The 15,465-nt window shown below is 67.7% G+C and carries 17 protein-coding genes; 8 read left to right on the forward strand and 9 right to left on the reverse strand.

Going from position 1 to position 15,465, the window contains the following annotated elements; all coding sequences use genetic code 11:
* Positions 1-3: 3 nt before the first annotated feature.
* A complete protein-coding gene (tadA, locus tag AB7F11_RS15845; RefSeq protein ID WP_428290632.1) occupies positions 4-1,383 on the reverse strand; it encodes a tRNA adenosine(34) deaminase TadA in 1,380 nt (459 codons plus the stop codon).
* A gap of 84 nt (positions 1,384-1,467) precedes the next feature.
* On the opposite strand from tadA, the gene opgC reads away from it, so the two are divergent.
* Positions 1,468-2,598: an OpgC domain-containing protein gene (opgC, locus tag AB7F11_RS15850; protein WP_428290633.1), complete on the forward strand. Its 1,131-nt coding sequence runs from the start codon at positions 1,468-1,470 to the stop codon at positions 2,596-2,598.
* Here the strand turns inward: opgC and AB7F11_RS15855 are convergent.
* Positions 2,573-3,295 (reverse strand): SGNH/GDSL hydrolase family protein, encoded by a 723-nt coding sequence (locus tag AB7F11_RS15855; RefSeq protein WP_428300134.1) that lies wholly within the window; start codon positions 3,293-3,295, stop codon positions 2,573-2,575. The genes opgC and AB7F11_RS15855 overlap by 26 nt on opposite strands.
* A 118-nt stretch (positions 3,296-3,413) precedes the next feature.
* On the reverse strand, positions 3,414-4,040 hold the full coding sequence (locus tag AB7F11_RS15860; RefSeq protein ID WP_428300789.1) for an FMN-binding negative transcriptional regulator: 627 nt from the start codon (positions 4,038-4,040) through the stop codon (positions 3,414-3,416).
* Between the two features lie 96 nt (positions 4,041-4,136).
* Here AB7F11_RS15860 and AB7F11_RS15865 point away from each other — a divergent pair, with 96 nt between their 5' ends.
* Together AB7F11_RS15865 and AB7F11_RS15870 are read left to right on the forward strand one after the other, a co-directional pair.
* A complete protein-coding gene (locus AB7F11_RS15865; protein WP_428300136.1) occupies positions 4,137-4,706 on the forward strand; it encodes a hypothetical protein in 570 nt (189 codons plus the stop codon).
* 82 nt (positions 4,707-4,788) lie between these two features.
* Positions 4,789-5,700 (forward strand): RibD family protein, encoded by a 912-nt coding sequence (locus AB7F11_RS15870; protein ID WP_428300137.1) that lies wholly within the window; start codon positions 4,789-4,791, stop codon positions 5,698-5,700.
* On the opposite strand, the gene AB7F11_RS15875 is transcribed toward AB7F11_RS15870, so the two are convergent.
* The 4 genes from AB7F11_RS15875 to AB7F11_RS15890 are packed head-to-tail and all read right to left on the reverse strand — an operon-like array spanning position 5,697 to position 9,079.
* Positions 5,697-6,542: a methyltransferase domain-containing protein gene (locus AB7F11_RS15875; RefSeq protein WP_428300138.1), complete on the reverse strand. Its 846-nt coding sequence runs from the start codon at positions 6,540-6,542 to the stop codon at positions 5,697-5,699. The genes AB7F11_RS15870 and AB7F11_RS15875 overlap by 4 nt on opposite strands.
* Complete coding sequence (locus AB7F11_RS15880) at positions 6,539-7,588, reverse strand: glycosyltransferase family 4 protein (protein WP_428300790.1); 1,050 nt, start codon at positions 7,586-7,588, stop codon at positions 6,539-6,541. Before AB7F11_RS15880 ends, AB7F11_RS15875 begins: the two co-directional genes overlap by 4 nt.
* Positions 7,585-8,016, reverse strand: a complete 432-nt coding sequence (locus tag AB7F11_RS15885; protein ID WP_428300140.1) for a 6-pyruvoyl trahydropterin synthase family protein — start codon at positions 8,014-8,016, stop codon at positions 7,585-7,587. The genes AB7F11_RS15880 and AB7F11_RS15885 overlap by 4 nt, the downstream gene beginning before the upstream one ends.
* 16 nt (positions 8,017-8,032) lie before the next feature.
* The gene (locus AB7F11_RS15890) at positions 8,033-9,079 is read right to left on the reverse strand and encodes a zinc-dependent alcohol dehydrogenase (protein WP_428290641.1); all 1,047 of its coding nucleotides are present in this window, start codon (positions 9,077-9,079) and stop codon (positions 8,033-8,035) included.
* 99 nt (positions 9,080-9,178) lie between these two features.
* Here AB7F11_RS15890 and AB7F11_RS15895 point away from each other — a divergent pair, with 99 nt between their 5' ends.
* The 3 genes from AB7F11_RS15895 to AB7F11_RS15905 are packed head-to-tail and all read left to right on the forward strand — an operon-like array spanning position 9,179 to position 12,216.
* Positions 9,179-9,892 (forward strand): CDP-alcohol phosphatidyltransferase family protein, encoded by a 714-nt coding sequence (locus tag AB7F11_RS15895; RefSeq protein WP_428300152.1) that lies wholly within the window; start codon positions 9,179-9,181, stop codon positions 9,890-9,892.
* A gap of 3 nt (positions 9,893-9,895) precedes the next feature.
* A complete protein-coding gene (locus tag AB7F11_RS15900; protein WP_428300142.1) occupies positions 9,896-10,495 on the forward strand; it encodes a YceI family protein in 600 nt (199 codons plus the stop codon).
* Positions 10,492-12,216, forward strand: coding sequence for a hypothetical protein (locus tag AB7F11_RS15905; RefSeq protein WP_428300791.1), 1,725 nt, complete (start codon positions 10,492-10,494; stop codon positions 12,214-12,216). The genes AB7F11_RS15900 and AB7F11_RS15905 overlap by 4 nt, the downstream gene beginning before the upstream one ends.
* On the opposite strand, the gene AB7F11_RS15910 is transcribed toward AB7F11_RS15905, so the two are convergent.
* The gene (locus AB7F11_RS15910) at positions 12,199-12,978 is read right to left on the reverse strand and encodes an FkbM family methyltransferase (protein WP_428300144.1); all 780 of its coding nucleotides are present in this window, start codon (positions 12,976-12,978) and stop codon (positions 12,199-12,201) included. The two genes, AB7F11_RS15905 and AB7F11_RS15910, sit on opposite strands and share 18 nt — an antisense overlap.
* A gap of 890 nt (positions 12,979-13,868) precedes the next feature.
* Positions 13,869-14,123: a hypothetical protein gene (locus AB7F11_RS15915; RefSeq protein WP_428290645.1), complete on the reverse strand. Its 255-nt coding sequence runs from the start codon at positions 14,121-14,123 to the stop codon at positions 13,869-13,871.
* Between the two features lie 248 nt (positions 14,124-14,371).
* Here AB7F11_RS15915 and AB7F11_RS15920 point away from each other — a divergent pair, with 248 nt between their 5' ends.
* Positions 14,372-14,536: a helix-turn-helix transcriptional regulator gene (locus AB7F11_RS15920; RefSeq protein ID WP_428290646.1), complete on the forward strand. Its 165-nt coding sequence runs from the start codon at positions 14,372-14,374 to the stop codon at positions 14,534-14,536.
* Between the two features lie 26 nt (positions 14,537-14,562).
* Entirely contained in the window at positions 14,563-14,889 is a 327-nt protein-coding gene (locus AB7F11_RS15925) for a hypothetical protein (RefSeq protein ID WP_428290239.1), read from the forward strand.
* Positions 14,890-15,465: the final 576 nt, after the last annotated feature.

Genomic DNA, 15,465 nt, shown 5'->3' on the forward strand with positions numbered 1-15,465 from the left:
GGATTATCCCTGCGTGAAATGGCGCACCGCCGCCTGCGCGATGGCCTCGCCATGCTCCTGCACGAAGTGGCCGGCCTGAGGCAGCAGCAGCGGCTCCGGGCAACCCCGGATCTGCGCCTGCAGCGCGCGCATCACCGGCTCGCCCAGCACCGGGTCCTGCTGGCCGATGGCCATGAGGCTCCGTCCCTGCCACTGTTGTTGCCAGAAATCGCGCGCGTGGCGCGAGATGGCGGCGCCATCGTCATCGGTGTGCTCAGGCACCAACGCGGGAAAGGCCCGCAGCGCGGCGCGGTGGCCCCGGTCGGGAAACGGCGCCTCGTAGGCTTCGCACTCGGCTGCGCTCATCTGGGGATTGCCCCGGGCGAACAGGCGCGCGACGTTGAAATCGGGGTTCTGCGCGCACATGGCTCGCCAGGCCAGGAACCCGGGCGAGAGCGGCACCTCGGCGGTGGCCAGCGTGGTGTTCATCACCAGCAGGCCGCTGTAGCGCCGTGGCGCTTCCATGGGCAGCGTCAGGCCCAGCAAGCCGCCCCAATCCTGCACCACCAGCACCACGTTGCGCAGGTCCAGCCGCTCGACAAAATCAAGCAGCACCTGCCGGTGCCAGGTGAAGCGGTGAACGTCCTCTTTTTTTGGCTTGTCGCTGCGCCCGAAACCGATGAGGTCGGGGGCCACCACGCGGCCACCGCTGGCGAGGAACACCGGAATCATCTTGCGATACAGGTAGCTCCAGGCGGGGTTGCCGTGCAGGCAGAGCCAGGTCAGCGGCGCGGTGGCTGAGCCTTCGTCCAGGTAGTGCAGGCGCAAGCCGCCCAGCGAAGGCAGATCGCTCACGTAGTGCGGTACCCAGGGATAACCGGGCAGCGAATCGAAACGGTCATCGGTGGCGCGCAGGGCGTCTTCACGCAGGGGATGGGCATTCACTCGGCGCTCCTTGAAAAAATCGCGCAGCAGCGCCGCGCATTCATCTGCCAGCAACCCGCCCGCCACCTGCGTCTGGTGGTTCAGGCGCGGCTGGGAAAAAAGGTCCAGCACCGAGCCCGCGGCACCGGTCTTGGGATCGGTGGCGCCGAATACCACGCGCGCCAGCCGCGCGTGCAGCATGGCACCGCTGCACATGGCGCAGGGCTCCAGGGTGACGTAGAGCGTGCAGCCATCGAGCCGGTAGTTGCCCAGCGCCTGCGCCGCCGCGCGCAAGGCGACGATTTCGGCGTGCGCGGTGGGATCGTGGCCTCCGATGGGGGCGTTGCGGCCGCTGGCGATCACCTGCCCGTCCTTCACCACCACCGCACCGACTGGCACCTCGCCCGCCTCACGGGCCTTGCGGGCCTCAGCCAGGGCCAGACGCATGAAGGCCTCGTCGGCCGGCGTGGAAAAAGACATGTCAGCGAGTGTAGGTCAGGCCCTGATGACGACCTGCCCTCTGGCATGATCGCGGGTTGCCCTGGTAAACCCTGATCTTTCTCCATGCCACCACGCCGCTGGGAGCTGGATGCCCTGCGCGGTTTCCTGCTCGTCCTGATGACGCTGACCCACATGCCGACGATGTATTCGTTGCCATCGGGCCAGCCCCTGGGCTTTGTCTCGGCGGCAGAAGGCTTTGTGTTCCTCTCGGCCTTCATGGCGGGCCAGGTTTACGGAACCCGCGGGCGGCGCGATGGGCTGGGTGCCATGCGCACGGCCTTCCATGAGCGTGCCTGGCGGCTCTACCTGTGCCAGCTCGCCCTGTTGCTGCTCGCTTTCACGCTGATCGCGTGGCTGGGCGTTCGCAACCACCAGGGTGGCGTGACCGGCCTGCTGGAATTCTTCTTCATCGACCCCCAGGCGGCCGTCGTGGGCGCAGCGCTGCTCCTGCACAACCCGCCGTTGCTGGACATCCTGCCGCTCTACATCGTGCTCATGCTGCTCAGCGCCTGGCTGCTGCGCCATGGTCTGCAGCAAGGCTGGAGTGGCGTGCTCGCCGCCAGCGCCCTGCTCTGGCTGGGTGAGCAATGGGGCCTGGGTCAGGCCATCCACGAACGCATCGCGGACCTGACCGGTCTGCCGATTCCCTACCGCGAAACGGGTGCCTTCCACTGGCTGGCCTGGCAGGCACTGTGGGTCGCCGGTTTGTGGCTGGGCGCGCGCCAGCAGCCCTTGCCGCGTTTTCCGCGATGGCTGCTGGTGCCGGCCGCCGTCTACGCGCTGGGCATGCTGCTGTGGCGACATCTGGCTGGGCAGGACCCGATGCCGGGCGTACCCGCGGTGAGCCTGCTGCTCGACAAATGGTCGCTCGGACCCCTGCGGGTGCTGAATTTCGCCAGCGTGTTCGTGCTGCTGGTCTCGGCTGGCCCGTGGCTGCGCCGGTGGGTGCCTCGCCCCCTGCCTCTGGAGCTGCTCGGTCGCCATTCGCTCTCGGTGTTCTGCGCTCACATCGTCATCGCCCTGTTCACGCTGGCCTTCTTCGGCTCTACCCAGGTCGTGCGGCCCTGGACCACCGATGCCGTGCTGCTGGCAGGCGCGTTTGCCGGCCTGTTCCTGGTGGCCCTGGGTGTGCAAGCGCACGAACGCCAGGGCGGGCAGCGACGAAACGTCAGGCTTTCAAACGCGTTGCAATGACCCGTTGCCAGAGGGCATACCCCTCAGCGTTCATGTGCAGGCGATCGCCCGTGAACAACTCCGCCCGGGGCTGGCCGCTGGCGTCGAGCATGAGCGAGTACACGTCGATGAAATCCAGCTGGGGTTCGGTCTGGCTGTAGATCCGGATCAAGTCATTGGTCTCGCGCACCGACGGCATCAGCCCGGCCCGCAACGGGCTGGGCTTGATCGAGACGAAGGCGATGCGGCTGTCGGGCAGTTCGGCCCTGACCGCCTGAACGAAGGCGATGAAGCGCTCCAGCACCTGCTGAGGCGTTGCGCCTTCGGCGATGTCGTTCTCGCCCGCATACAGCACCACCATGCGCGGCTTGTAGGGCAACACCAGGCGGTTCACCAAATGCACGCAATCGAGCAGTTGCGAGCCGCCGAAACCACGATTGATCACCACCGGCTGGTCGGCAAAGCTGGTTTCCAGGTCGCTCCAGAGGCGTATCGAGGAACTGCCCAGGAACAGAACGCCTCCGGGCTGGGGCGCCTGGCGCCGGTCGGCAGCGGCGAAGGCCTCCAGGCTGGCGTGCCAGCGGGCGTCCACGGCAGCCAGCGCGGCCTCCGGCGGCGGGTCGTCTTGCGCGAACGTCTGCGCCAGGACGCCGGTGACCAGAAGGCCAGCGGCAACCAGGGGCAGGTACAGCGCAGATCGCAGGGACCGGATGAACATGGTGGACAGAAGACTCAGCGGGCAGATCGACCGGGGGGCCGTCCCGCACCGACGCGGGTCATCGGCATCGCAGTGTAAGTACGGGACTATTCCCCGTCCATCCGGGTGTTGTTCAGCGTCACGTGCCCAGGCCCAGGCGGCGCATCCAGCCGGCCAGGGCCTTCTCGTCCGGGGTGCCCAGGGCGTAGGCAGCGCTCAGCGCCAGGTGCGATTCGGGACGGTGCTGGTTGAGCTTGACCTTGCATTGCAGGTTGGTCACATGCAGTTCAAAGGCCGCTATGCCGCTCATGAGCTTGTGCTGAAACGCCTCGTCCAGGCCGCGCCATTGCTCTGCGTAGGCTGGATCGTGCTCGTGGATCAGGTGTTTGAGCAGGCGGTCCTTGTCCTCGAAACTGTCCACAGGGCGTGCCTGCACGGTGCAGTGCACGGCGAGGTAGTTCCAGGTCGGCACGCGGGCCAGGTCCGGGTAGACGCGCGGTGTCATGTAGGCGTGCGGCCCCATGAAAGTGACCAGCGCCGTTGGCCGCTCCAGCAGGAATTTCGCGTGCGGGTTGGGCTTGGCCACATGGCCCAGCAGCACGAGGCTGCCCCCTGGCTCGCCCTCCTCCACCAGGTGCAGAGGCAGATGGGTCACGAACGGCACACCCGCGTCGTCTGTGGAGACGAGGCTGGCGAACGGGTGGGCGCGCATGAGCTCTCTCGCGACGGCAGCGTCTTTGGCGGCGAACTGAGGCGGCAGGTACATGGCAAGGGCGCTGAAGCAGTGGATCAACGCAGTGTAAGTTGCACCTTGCGCGCGTCACCACTGGTGCGATGATGGGCAACCCGTCCAGAGGCTGCCATGTCTTTCCTTCAACACCCTGCTTTCCAGAGCCTCGTGCTGCCCTTGTTGCTGGCTACCGCCAGCATGGCGCTGCTGCGACTGGCAGGTACGCGCTGGACGGCGCTGGGCGCCGCGCTGGGACTGGTGATCGCCCTGACCGTCTGGCCGGGCTTTGACTGGCCGGCCAGTTCCCGAGCGCAGACTCTGCCCTGGATCGCGCTGGCGGGCCTGCTCGCTGCGGCACTGGCCATCGGGTTGAACGCACCCGGCACGAAGGCGCTGGCTCGCGGAGCCGGCCTGTTGGCCACTGCGCTGGTCACCGTGCTGGCGGTGGCGCTGGCCGTGTGGGCCGCCCTCGGGGGCTCCCTGCTGTTGGCTCAGCTCGCGCTCATGGTGGGCAGCGTGGCCGGGGTGGCCGGTCTCTGGGCGTGGCGATCGGCAACCATCACTCCCGCCGCGCTGGCGCCCCTGGTGCTGGCGGGGCTGGTGATCGCCTTTGCCCAGGGTTCGCTGGCCCTTTCCAGCCCAGAGGCGGCTGGCGACGCCGCCGAGCGCGACGACCCCTACTACACGCCCCAGTGGAAATGAGTCTCGGCGGGGCCGCCTGTCAAGCCGAGGGCTATTCCGGTCATTGGTTTGGCGCCCGGGGCGCGATGAGATGATGCCCCCCATGCCAACGACCGCGCTGCTTACACCCGCACCCGAGGCCGCCACCGGCGCCATGGCCGATGTGCCGGCAGACTGGCCTGAACTCTGGTTGCAGATGCTGCAGGCCCGTGAGGGTGGGCACCATCCGCTGCTGCAGCACACCACCACCCAGGGCTGGCGGGTGCGGGGCGAATGCAGCGAGCGCGGCCTGGAGCTCTTTGGTGTGTACAAGCCCGTGCTCGATGCGCGCACACGAGGCCAGAGTGTTCCCTGGGTGGTGGCGCAGATGGGCCAGAGCCTGGACGGCTTCGTGGCCACCGCCACAGGCGACTCCTACTACGTCAATGGCGCGCACGGCCTGCTGCACCTGCACCGCCTGCGCGCGCTGTGCGACGCCGTCATCGTGGGCGGCGGAACCGTGGCCACCGACAACCCGCAGCTGACCACCCGGCGCGTGCCGGGGCCTTCGCCCGTGCGGGTGGTGATGGACCCGCGCGCCCGACTCGATGGACACGCCCGTGTGTTTCAGGACGCTCAGTCACCGAGCCTGTGGGTGTGCGACAGCCTCCATGCCGACACCGCGCGCAAGCGCCTGCAGGGCGCCCCCGACACAACGCAGGTGCTGGCCGTGGAGGGCCTGCTCGACGAACGCCACCCCACCGCCTGCTACCGAGCCGAACGGGCCGTCCAGGCTCTGGGTGCGCGGGGCCTTCGGGTGCTGTTCGTGGAGGGCGGCGGTGTCACCGTGTCGCGCTTTTTCGGCGCCCGTGCGCTGGACCGGCTGCACCTGGTGATCGCCCCGGTGCTGATCGGCAATGGCCGGCGTGGCCTTCAGGTACCCGCCCACGACGTGATGGCGGACTGCCCCCGCCCACCCGTGCGCACGCTGCGGCTGGGCGAGGACATGCTCTGGGACCTGAATCTGCGCGGCTAGGGTTCCGCACGGCCGGACGCGCTGGGCCAGGCCAGCACGTCCACATGCCCCACGCGCAGACGGGTCTGCACCACCCGCGCCAGGCGACGGCTCTGCCAGCCGCGCAGTGCGGTCGCCTGACCGGGGTCCTGTTCCATGGCCGCGTCGGCCATGCCGTCGATCAGGCTTTTCAGCAACGGCGCATCGGCTGCGGACCGGCGGCCGTCCACTCGCCAGTCGCTGCGCGCTTGCACCACGCCGTACCCGGCATCGCGCAGCGCGGACCGCAGTGTCGCGACCGCCTGCGAGCCCAGCGCTGGCCCCAGCCCTTTGTCGCGCCGCTGGTGGGCGGCAAACAGCGCTGCGATCTGGGCATCCAGGGCATCTTCAGGTGACCAGATGTGACGCCCGTCCACGCTGAGCGCCAGCAGCAGCGGCACACGCGCCGACGCGCAGATGGCCACCAGGCGGTGCAGCCACGGGTTTCCCACCAGATCGAGCAAGGCCGAGGCCGTGACGAGGTGCGCGGCATGCCAGGGCAGCGTGTCCAGCGAGGTCATGAGGTCGAGTCGCTGGCGCACGATGGACACCCCCGCGACGGCATGGCGCACCTGGCGCAAAAGGCCATCGTCGTGGTCCACCATGAGCCATTCCTGCGGACCTCCCAGACGCGGTGCGAGCCAGCGCAGGTTGGCGCCGGTGCCGCAGGCCAGGTCGATCACGCGCCAGGGAATGCCGGGCGGCGGACGCAGCGCCGCGAGACGGGTGCCGAGGCACAGGCGCGTGGCCGCTTTGTCGCGCGCGGCGGCATCGAAGGGCTCTCGCAGACCGAGCCAATCGGCGCTGAAACGGGCAGCGCTCACGGCACCCGCTCCAGCACACGGGCGAACGCGGCGGCCTGCCGGGGCCAGTCGGGCAACTGGCGGGCGGCTGCGCGGGCGCCCGCCGCCAGCCGCCCGCGCAACGCGGTGTCCTGGATCACGCGTGCCAACGCCACTTGCAGCGCCTGCGCGTCGCCCGGGCTGACGTGCAGGCCCGCTGTCGATGGCAGCGTGTGCGCCAGCGCGCCGGCATGCGTGGCCACCACCGGCAGACCGTGCGCGAGCGCTTCGGCCACGACCATGCCGTAGCCCTCATGAAGCGAGGGCAGCACGAAAACATCCGCCGCGGCGTAGCGGGACTGCACCTCGGCTTCGTCCAGCTCGCCGTGCCAGCGCACGCGTTCGCCCAGGCTCTTCGCGCTGGCCTTGAGGCGCGTGGCGGTGCCGGGATCGCGCGTGGGGCTGCCCACGATGTGCAGTTCCCAGGAGAGTTCCCGCAATCCGTCCAGCGCCTGCAGCAACACCGCGTGACCCTTGCGCGGCGTGAGCGTGGCCACGCACAGCAGCTGCACCGTTTCACCCTCACAGCTGGCCGGCCGTTCGCGCGGCGGCACCGGATCGGTGCCCGGCTCGACCACCGCAATGCGCGCGGAGGGCACGCCCATGGGCTCAAGGTCTTGCACCGTGCTGGGGCCGCTCACCACCACCCGGCGGGCCAGTCGCAATGCATCGGTTTCGGCACGTTGCAGCTGCGCTCGGGTGGCAGCGTCCAGGCCGGTCTCCAGGTGCAGCGGGTGGTGCACCAGCGCCACCCAGCGCAGGCGCGTGGCGTGCGGCCGCACTTCGTCGGCCAGCACCGCGTAGGCCAGCCCGTCGGCCAGGACGAGGCCGCCGTCGGGCAGCGAGGCGATCACCGCAGACGCTGCCCGGCGCGCGGACGCGTCGGGCACGGGCCAGCTGCCGGGCAGATGGTGAACATCCACCGTCCAGCCCGCCTGCCGCAGCGCCTGCACGAGGCGGCGGGCGTAGCCATAACCGCCGGTTCGCACGTTCCAGTCGCCCGGAACGAGAAAACTCATCTGTTTCATGCCGTGCTCGCGGGCAGGTCTCCCTCGAACGCGGCCCAGGCCACGTGCGACTCGTGCAGTGTCACGCGCATCTTCCGCAGACCTGGTGCTTGCGCCGTGGGCAGGGCCTGCGATCCCATGGCGCCAGCGGCGATGCGCGCTGCCACGCGGTCGAAAATGACGCGGGCCAGAAACTCGGTGGTGGTGTTGCGCCCGGCGAACTCGGGCGCTTCGTCGAGGTTGCGGAAGTTCAGCGCGGCGAGTTCCTCGCGCAGCACCTGGGTGGCCAGCCCGATGTCGACCACGATGCCGTCGGCGTCCAGCGCATCGCGGCGCATTTCGAGGTCCACCACGTAGGTGGCGCCGTGCATGCGCTGCGCAGGGCCGAACACGGCGCCCTGGAAGCTGTGGGCAATCATGAAATGGTCTCTGACATTGACGGCGTACATGGGTGTTCTTTCTTCTTCAGTCGGGGTGGTCGATGCGGTGGCACAGCGTGTGCGGAGCCGAGGCACCCGCGAGCCGGGCCAGCACCTGCGGCAGTTCGTGAAACGGAGCGCTGTCGGTGATGAGGCCGTCGAGCACGGGATCGGTCAGCAGCGAAAGCGCGAGTGCGAGCCGGCGGCGGTGGGTCCAGCGCCCCCGCTGGGCGGGGGCCACGTGGCCAACCTGGGAGCTTTTCAGCGTGAGGCGCTGCGAATGGAAGGCCTCGCCCAACGGCACGTTCACGGCACGGCTGCCGTACCAGCTCAGTTCGAGCACCGTGGCCTCGAAGGCCGCCAGGCGCAGTGCGGTGGCCAGCCCGGCCGCCTGCCCGCTGGTGTGGATCACCAGGTCGGCGCCTGGGCGCGCGGCCTCGGGCAGGCTGAAGCTCGCGCCCAGGGTCTGCGCCAGGGCAGCGCGCGAAGGCTCGGTGTCGATCACTTGCACCTCGCAACCTGGCAGGCGTGCGGCCAGCCAGGCCACCAGCAGGCCCACCGTTCCCCCGCCCACCACGGCGATGCGATCGCCCGCGCCAGGAGCGGCATCCCACAAGGCGTTGAGCGCGGTCTCCATTTGCGCGGCGAGCACGGCTCGCGCAGGCGGCACGCCGTCGGGCAGCGGCAGCACGGCCTGGGCGCTCACCTGGTAGCGCGTCTGGTGCGGGTACAGGCAGAACACCGTGCGCCCGAGCAGGCTGGCCGGCCCCGCTTCGACCACGCCGACGTTCACGTAGCCGTACTTCACGGGGCCCGGAAATTCCCCCGCCTGAAAGGGTGCGCGCATGCGTTGCCATTCGCTCTGCGGCACCTCGCCACGAAACACCAGGCCCTCGGTGCCTCGGCTCACGGCGGTGTAACGCGTGCGCACCCGAACGTCACCTTCGTCCAGCGTCGGCAAGGTCTCCGTGCGGATCTCGGCCTGACCCGGCGCGACGACCCAGCACGCTTGCGAAGCGCGGGATGGTTGATCGGAAATGAAGGGCATGAACGAAATGGGGAATGAAGGGTCCGACACGGCAGTGCGTGCCATGATGACCAACCTGCCCTGGCACGCTTGCATCTTATGTCGCAGCCAATAACCCCCAGCCACGCTCCCGGGATCGACGGTGAGCAACGGTCCGCCTTGAAAGTGGACGCCGCCCGATCCCTGGGCGCGGCCACCGCGCTGGTGGCCCTGGCCGCTGGCGCATTGGGCGTGGGTGGCGGGCTGGGTGCCGACTTCTCCGTCAAGGCGGTGCTGCTGTTTGGCCTGCTCGCCGGACTGGTGTGGTGGTGTCTCTTCGCGCCCGAGGTTCCCCCTCATCCGCATGCACGTTTCGGCAGTGCCAACCGGGTGACGCTGCTGCGCCTGGGCGTGGCGGCCCTGCTGGCCGCCCTGTTTGGCGAAGCCCTGCCCCCGCTGGCCGTGTGGGCGGTGGTGGTGCTGGCCACCGCCACCGCGCTGCTCGATGCGGTGGACGGGCCCCTGGCACGGCGCAGCGGCCTGGCCAGCGCCTTCGGCGCGCGCTTCGACATGGAGACCGACGCCCTGTTCACCCTGGTGCTTTGCGCGCTGGTCTGGCAGGCGGGCCAGGCGGGACCCTGGGTGCTGGCCAGTGGGCTCATGCGCTATGCCTTCGTGGCTGCCGCTCTGGCCTGGCCCTGGCTGGCGAGCACCCTGCCGGGCAGCCGGCGCCGCCAGACGGTGTGCGTGGTGCAGATCACCACACTCATCGTCTGCCTGGGTCCCATCGTGCCGCCCGCAATGGCCGCGGCGCTGGCCGCAGCGAGCCTGGTCTTGCTCACCCTCTCATTCGCCATCGACATCCGATTCCTTCACCGCGCCAAACCCATGGAGACCTGAACCATGCGAACCCTTCTTCTGCCCCTCGTCACGCTGTGCACCGCGCTGCTGGCCACCACGCCCGCGCAGGCCCAGGCGGCGCGCTACGAGATCGACCCCGATCACCTCACCGTGGCCTTCCTGGTCGACCACATCGGCTACGCCAAGGTGCTGGGCATGTTTCGCTCGGCTCGCGGCAGCTACCGCTTCGACGAGGCCAGCGCCACGCTGTCGGACGTGCGCATCGAAGTCGAGACCGCCAGTGTCTTCAGCAACCAGCCCAAGCGCGACGACCACCTCAAGGGGCCGGACTTCCTCAACAGCGGTGAATTTCCGCGCATGGTGTTCACCGCATCTGGCGCGAAGCGAACCGCCGAACGCACGTTCGAGATTGCCGGACAACTGGAGTTGCTGGGCAAGAAACTGCCCCTCACGCTGCAAGCCACCTGGAACAAGAGCGCCGAGTCGCCCCTCGGTGGGTTCGGCGGCAAGCCCTATGTGATGGGCGTGTCTGCGCGCGGCAGCTTCAAGCGCAGCACCTACGGCATGAACTACGCCGTGTCCAATGGCTGGGTGGGTGACGAGGTGCCGCTGATCATCGAGTTCGAGGCCATCCGTCAGTGAGCCTGGCGGCGGCGCCAGGAGCGCCCTCCTCTGCGGCGGCCTGGCTGCTGCGTTTCGGGCTTGCCTTTGCGTTGCTCAACACGCTCCTGACCTTCGAGAACCGCTGGCCAGGCTTCGGGGTGCGCTACATGCCGCGCCTGTCATTCGAACTGTGCCTGCTGTTGGTGGCACTGATGGCCTGGGTGGCCTGGCGCGGACCGCTCTCACGCCGGGCCACCCACGCACTGGCCGGCGCCTTCATGGCACTGGTGGCGGTGCGCTACGCCGACGTGACAGCGCCCGCCGTGATGGGCCGGCCAGTGAATGTGTACTGGGACGGCCGCCACGCTGCCGAGCTGCTGGGCGCCGCTTCGCAGGCCCTGCCCGCCTGGCAGGTGGGCGCCGGGCTGGCCGCGCTGCTGCTGGGCCTGCTCGCCCTGGGCTGGCTGGTGCGGTCGGCGCTGGCCGCGCTCTCGCACAGCCTGGCGTGGCCGCCACCGCGTCGCTGGCTGCTGGCCACCGTTGGCGCGCTTACGCTCAGCTTTGCCGCCTATGTGCCCCATGGGCCCGATACGCGCTGGTTTTTCTCGCTGCCCATCACGCCCACGCTGGCGCACCAGGGTGCGCTGCTGGCGCGGGTGTGGTGGCCAGGGCCACATCGCGCCAACCTCAGCGAGAGCCCCGCACTGGCGGGCGATCTCTCTGGCCTGGCGAGCGCGCGCGGCCCGGCGGACGTGCTGCTGGTCTTCGCCGAGTCTTACGGCGCGAGCACGTTCGATCAACCCCGGCAGGCCCAGGCGCTGAAGGCTTCGCGCGAACAACTGGCCGATGCGATCCAGGCCAGCGGCCGCGCCGTGGTGTCGGCGCGCGTCGTCGCGCCCACCTTCGGCGGGTCGTCCTGGCTGTCGCACGCCGCCTTGCTTTCGGGCGTGGACACCACCGATCCCGCCGATCACGACCTGTTGCTGGCCAGCCAGCGCCCCACGCTGGTGAGCCATTTCGCGCGCCATGGCTACCGCACGGTGGGTTGGATGCCGGGCTTGAAGCTGCCCTGGCCTGAAGGACGGTTCTACGGGTTCGAGCGTCTGGTCGACGACGCTGGCATGGGGTACCGGGGACTGGATTTCGGCTTCTGGCGCATCCCGGACCAGGCGGCCATGGCCCTGCTGCACGCGCAGGAGTTCGACCGGCAGGCGCCCGCTCGGGACCAGCGCCCCCGGTTTGCGGTATTTCCCACCACCAGCACCCACGCGCCCTTTCACCCTCTGGCCCCCTTCGTCACCGATTGGCACCGCCTGACCGGCACAGCCGCCTACACCCCGGATGACGTCCGCTTCGCCCTGGCCGCGCCGCTGACCGTGTCGCAGACCACGCCACGCTTCCTGGAAAGCCTGCGCTACCAGAACACCTGGATGGCCGACTACCTGCGCCGGTTGGCGCCGCCTTCGATGGTGATGGTGGTCGTGGGCGACCACCAGGCGCCGGCACTGGTTTCCGGCGCGGGTGCGCCGTGGGATGTGCCGGTGCATGTGATCAGCGACGATCCCTCGCTGCTGCACCGCCTGATGGCGCTCGGCTTCGTGCCGGGCCTAACGCCAGCGCCCCACCCGCTCGGCCCCATGACCCAGCTCACCCGTTTGCTGCTGACAGCTTTTGACGCACCGGCCGTGCACGAGGCGCCGGGGGCCGAGCACCTGGCCATGCCGCCGTCCCTGCCAGCGCGTTCAACGCCTGGTTCCTGAACCCGCACCAGGACCCCAGGCGTGTACGTCGCCAGAAGGCCCGTCGTGGGGCAAGGCACGCAGCCACTCGCGCAGCGCATCGGCCGGCTCGCCCTGCGGTCGCAGCAATTGCAGTTGCTCACCCAGCGACACGGCGTAGCGGTAGTGGCCCGGTCCCGCCAGTGCCTCCAGCCGGTCGATGCAGGCCAGCGCCACATCGCGCATGGCCGGCAGGAACTCGAACGACAGGGCCGGCAGGGGCCGACTGGCGCCCATCAGCACCTCCAGCTCGAAGCCCTCCACGTCGATCTTCACGAAGTCGGGCTGGCCGTGGCGGGCGATCAGCCCATCGAGCGTGGCGACGTCCACCTGCGGCCCCGCCTGCCAGCTCACGCCCTTGAACGACGGCGATGCACCGGCGCGTTCAATAAAGTCGCCAGACAGCGTGGTCACCGTGGGGGTTCGCGGGCTCACCATGAGGCGGGCCCGCCCAGGTGCCCTGCCCAGCGCCTGGGGCAACAGCGTCACCCCGGCATCGCCGCCAAAGCGGCGCTGTAGCTGGCGCACGAAATCGGGTTGCGGCTCCAGCGCCACCACGCGGGCCCCCAGTTGCCGAAACGCCGCCACGCGATTGCCCAGGTGCGCGCCCACGTCGAACGCCAGTCCGCCCGCTGGCACAAAACGCCGGTAGAAGCGTCGCAACTGGGCGCCGCGCCAGGGAATGGCGCGGTACACCAGCTGCGAGCGCAGCAGGCCAAGTTGGCGGTCGAGGGTTTCGCCCATGGGAGGATGCGGGGCCTTGACTCTGGTTTGGTTCTGGCGATCATGCCTCGCTTCGCAACACCGCAACCAGCTCTTTCTGGAGCCACGATGGCCGACGGAGCATCCACCCGGGATGCGGCGTTTCGGCAAGCAGCAAGCCCATGCGCGAGCCGACATCTGTCGACATATGAACACCGCCAGCAAACCCGGGCTTGGCCGCTCAATGGTGCCGCGTCGATGGCACAGAATCACCAGCCCGTGGCGGATTCGCACGATCGAAATAGCTGAAAATCACTTTTAAATCAAAGGCTTTTTTATTTTTTCAAATAAACAGCTTTAACTTTAAGTTACTGGGTTACAGGCTCACTCCCACTCAATTGTCAACAGTCGGTCGCGGCTCAGAGGAAAAGCGCGCTGCTTGGCAACCGAAAACGGGCCCGATACCGACAGATCTACCGTCGCATTCGAGAGCCCCTCCCAAGGCTCAATGCTCTCGATCTCACGCATCGATGGTTCATGACAGAGACTGGAATGGGAAAGGGACATGTTTTGCACCGCAATGACGGTATCGAGAGCTCGCTCCAGAGGGAGAAGACGGTAAAAAGAATGGCTTTGACGGTATCACAACCATCCTTGGTCGTGAGCCGAATGGATCCCGTCCTTCGTAACAACCTCGACGCCAGTGCTGCAGGTTCCTGGTTCGCGTCCAAGTACCGGGAGTCAAGTAAATCAAAAGTCAGCAGGTTGGCGCCTGCTGACTTTTTGCTTTCTGGACTCGCTGTGTCCGAACACCTGTCCGAAATTCTTCACGGAGCGATGTATGTGTCCAGAACGCACCACACCATAGGACAGAAAGTTGTCTCCGACCTTGAAGAGGTCAGTCGAGCATCCCCGAGAGGATCAGACGCAGTTCACCAGAGCGCAGAGTCTTTCAGGTTTCGACTGTCACTTTGCATACGCCGCAAGTGAAACCAGCGAACCGAAAGAGCAACTACTGCCACAAGCGCCGCAAAGCCAAGCACTGCTGCTGCAGATACGCTCCTTCCCAACAGGCCTTTTACTGCTTCGTGTAGTTCGAATAGCAACGCAAGTAACGCCACACCCAGCACCGCATATCGCAGCGGTCGGTGCTTTGTTTTGCTGGCATTCAAGAACAGGGTGCGCATGGTGGGTGGTGCCACCAGGGCATCACAGTTGACTCGATGCGATTGATTATGCAGATCGCCGCAGGTATCCCGTCGTGAACAGGCCGACGCTCACTGCTCTGCACGATTTGGAAGCGAATCCAGCACCTGATTCATGCGCTCGCGCACCTAAAGTGCAGTCATGGCCCTAAATGGAGGACGCCGTGCAGCACACACTACCCGAGTCGTCATCGGATCACCCGGACCTGGTATCGCCGGTCTTCTTGCGCATGCACACCGTTGTGCGGATCACCGGCCTCGGTCGCTCGACGATCTACCGCCTGATCGCCACCCAGCGCTTCCCGAACCCCGTGCGCCTGGGGCCTCGTGCGGTGGCCTGGCGACGCACCGAGATCGATCAATGGAGTGAAGCACGTCCGATCGCCACCCACTGACGGAACAGGTTTGTGCCGAAAACGCCATGGGCCTGATCCACGCCCCCAACACCACGCCGTGGCAGTGCGGCGACCTGGTGATCCACGACGCAGATGCCAAGCGCATCGACATGCTGATGATCGTGGTCAGCTGCAGCGCCGAAGGGGTGTACCGCACGCGCTACGTCTACCCTTGGGCGCAGCCTCGTGCCTGGCGCCGCAAGTTCTGGCAGAACACGATCGCTTCACTGCATGATCCCGCGCGGTTCGGGATCAACGTCCCGCGCCTTGCGCTCAATGCGGCAGTGCCAGCTTCAGTACCCAGCCCACCACCATCAGCGCCACCGCAATGCGGCCCCACCGCCAGGTCGTGAACCAGTACCGGTGGTTGAGCCAGATGGCTCGGTAAAGGCGCCCCAAAGCAAACAGCATGGCCAATGCCAGGACCATGGGGCCAACGATGCCCACAGGCTGTGGTGCCAGTTGGATCAGCAGCACAGCAATCAGCGGCCACGCCACAGCATCAACAGCGGCAAGCCACCGACGACCCGACCAGTAACGGGCATCCGGGCGAGGTTCACGAGCGACAAGTAACCACATACGACCTCCATCGGTGAAAAAGTGCCGACCTTCATCAACAGGACCGCGTCGAGCGATGACCTCGCGGACCGCCCAAGTCACATCGGAAAAGCTTGCCACATCGAACCTGTCGGTTCAGTTCGCACGGCAACTGCTTGTAAAAAATGTGTAGCGCTCTTCCCAGCCCCTTGAATGTTTGGACAACCAGGACCTCGTTCGTTTCCCTTCCAAAAAGCACTTGCCTCAATTTCCGAGGGAGCCGGTTCTGGCTTCATGCCCTCGGTGGATGTGATGCAAACAGCAGTGCCCTGCCCCGCCCCGCATTCGTCGGTCGCCGTGCGAGCACCCAGGCGCTGTACAGGGCGCGGGCG

It is taken from the genome of Hydrogenophaga sp. (assembly GCF_050250835.1).
GTDB lineage: Bacteria > Pseudomonadota > Gammaproteobacteria > Burkholderiales > Burkholderiaceae_C > Hydrogenophaga.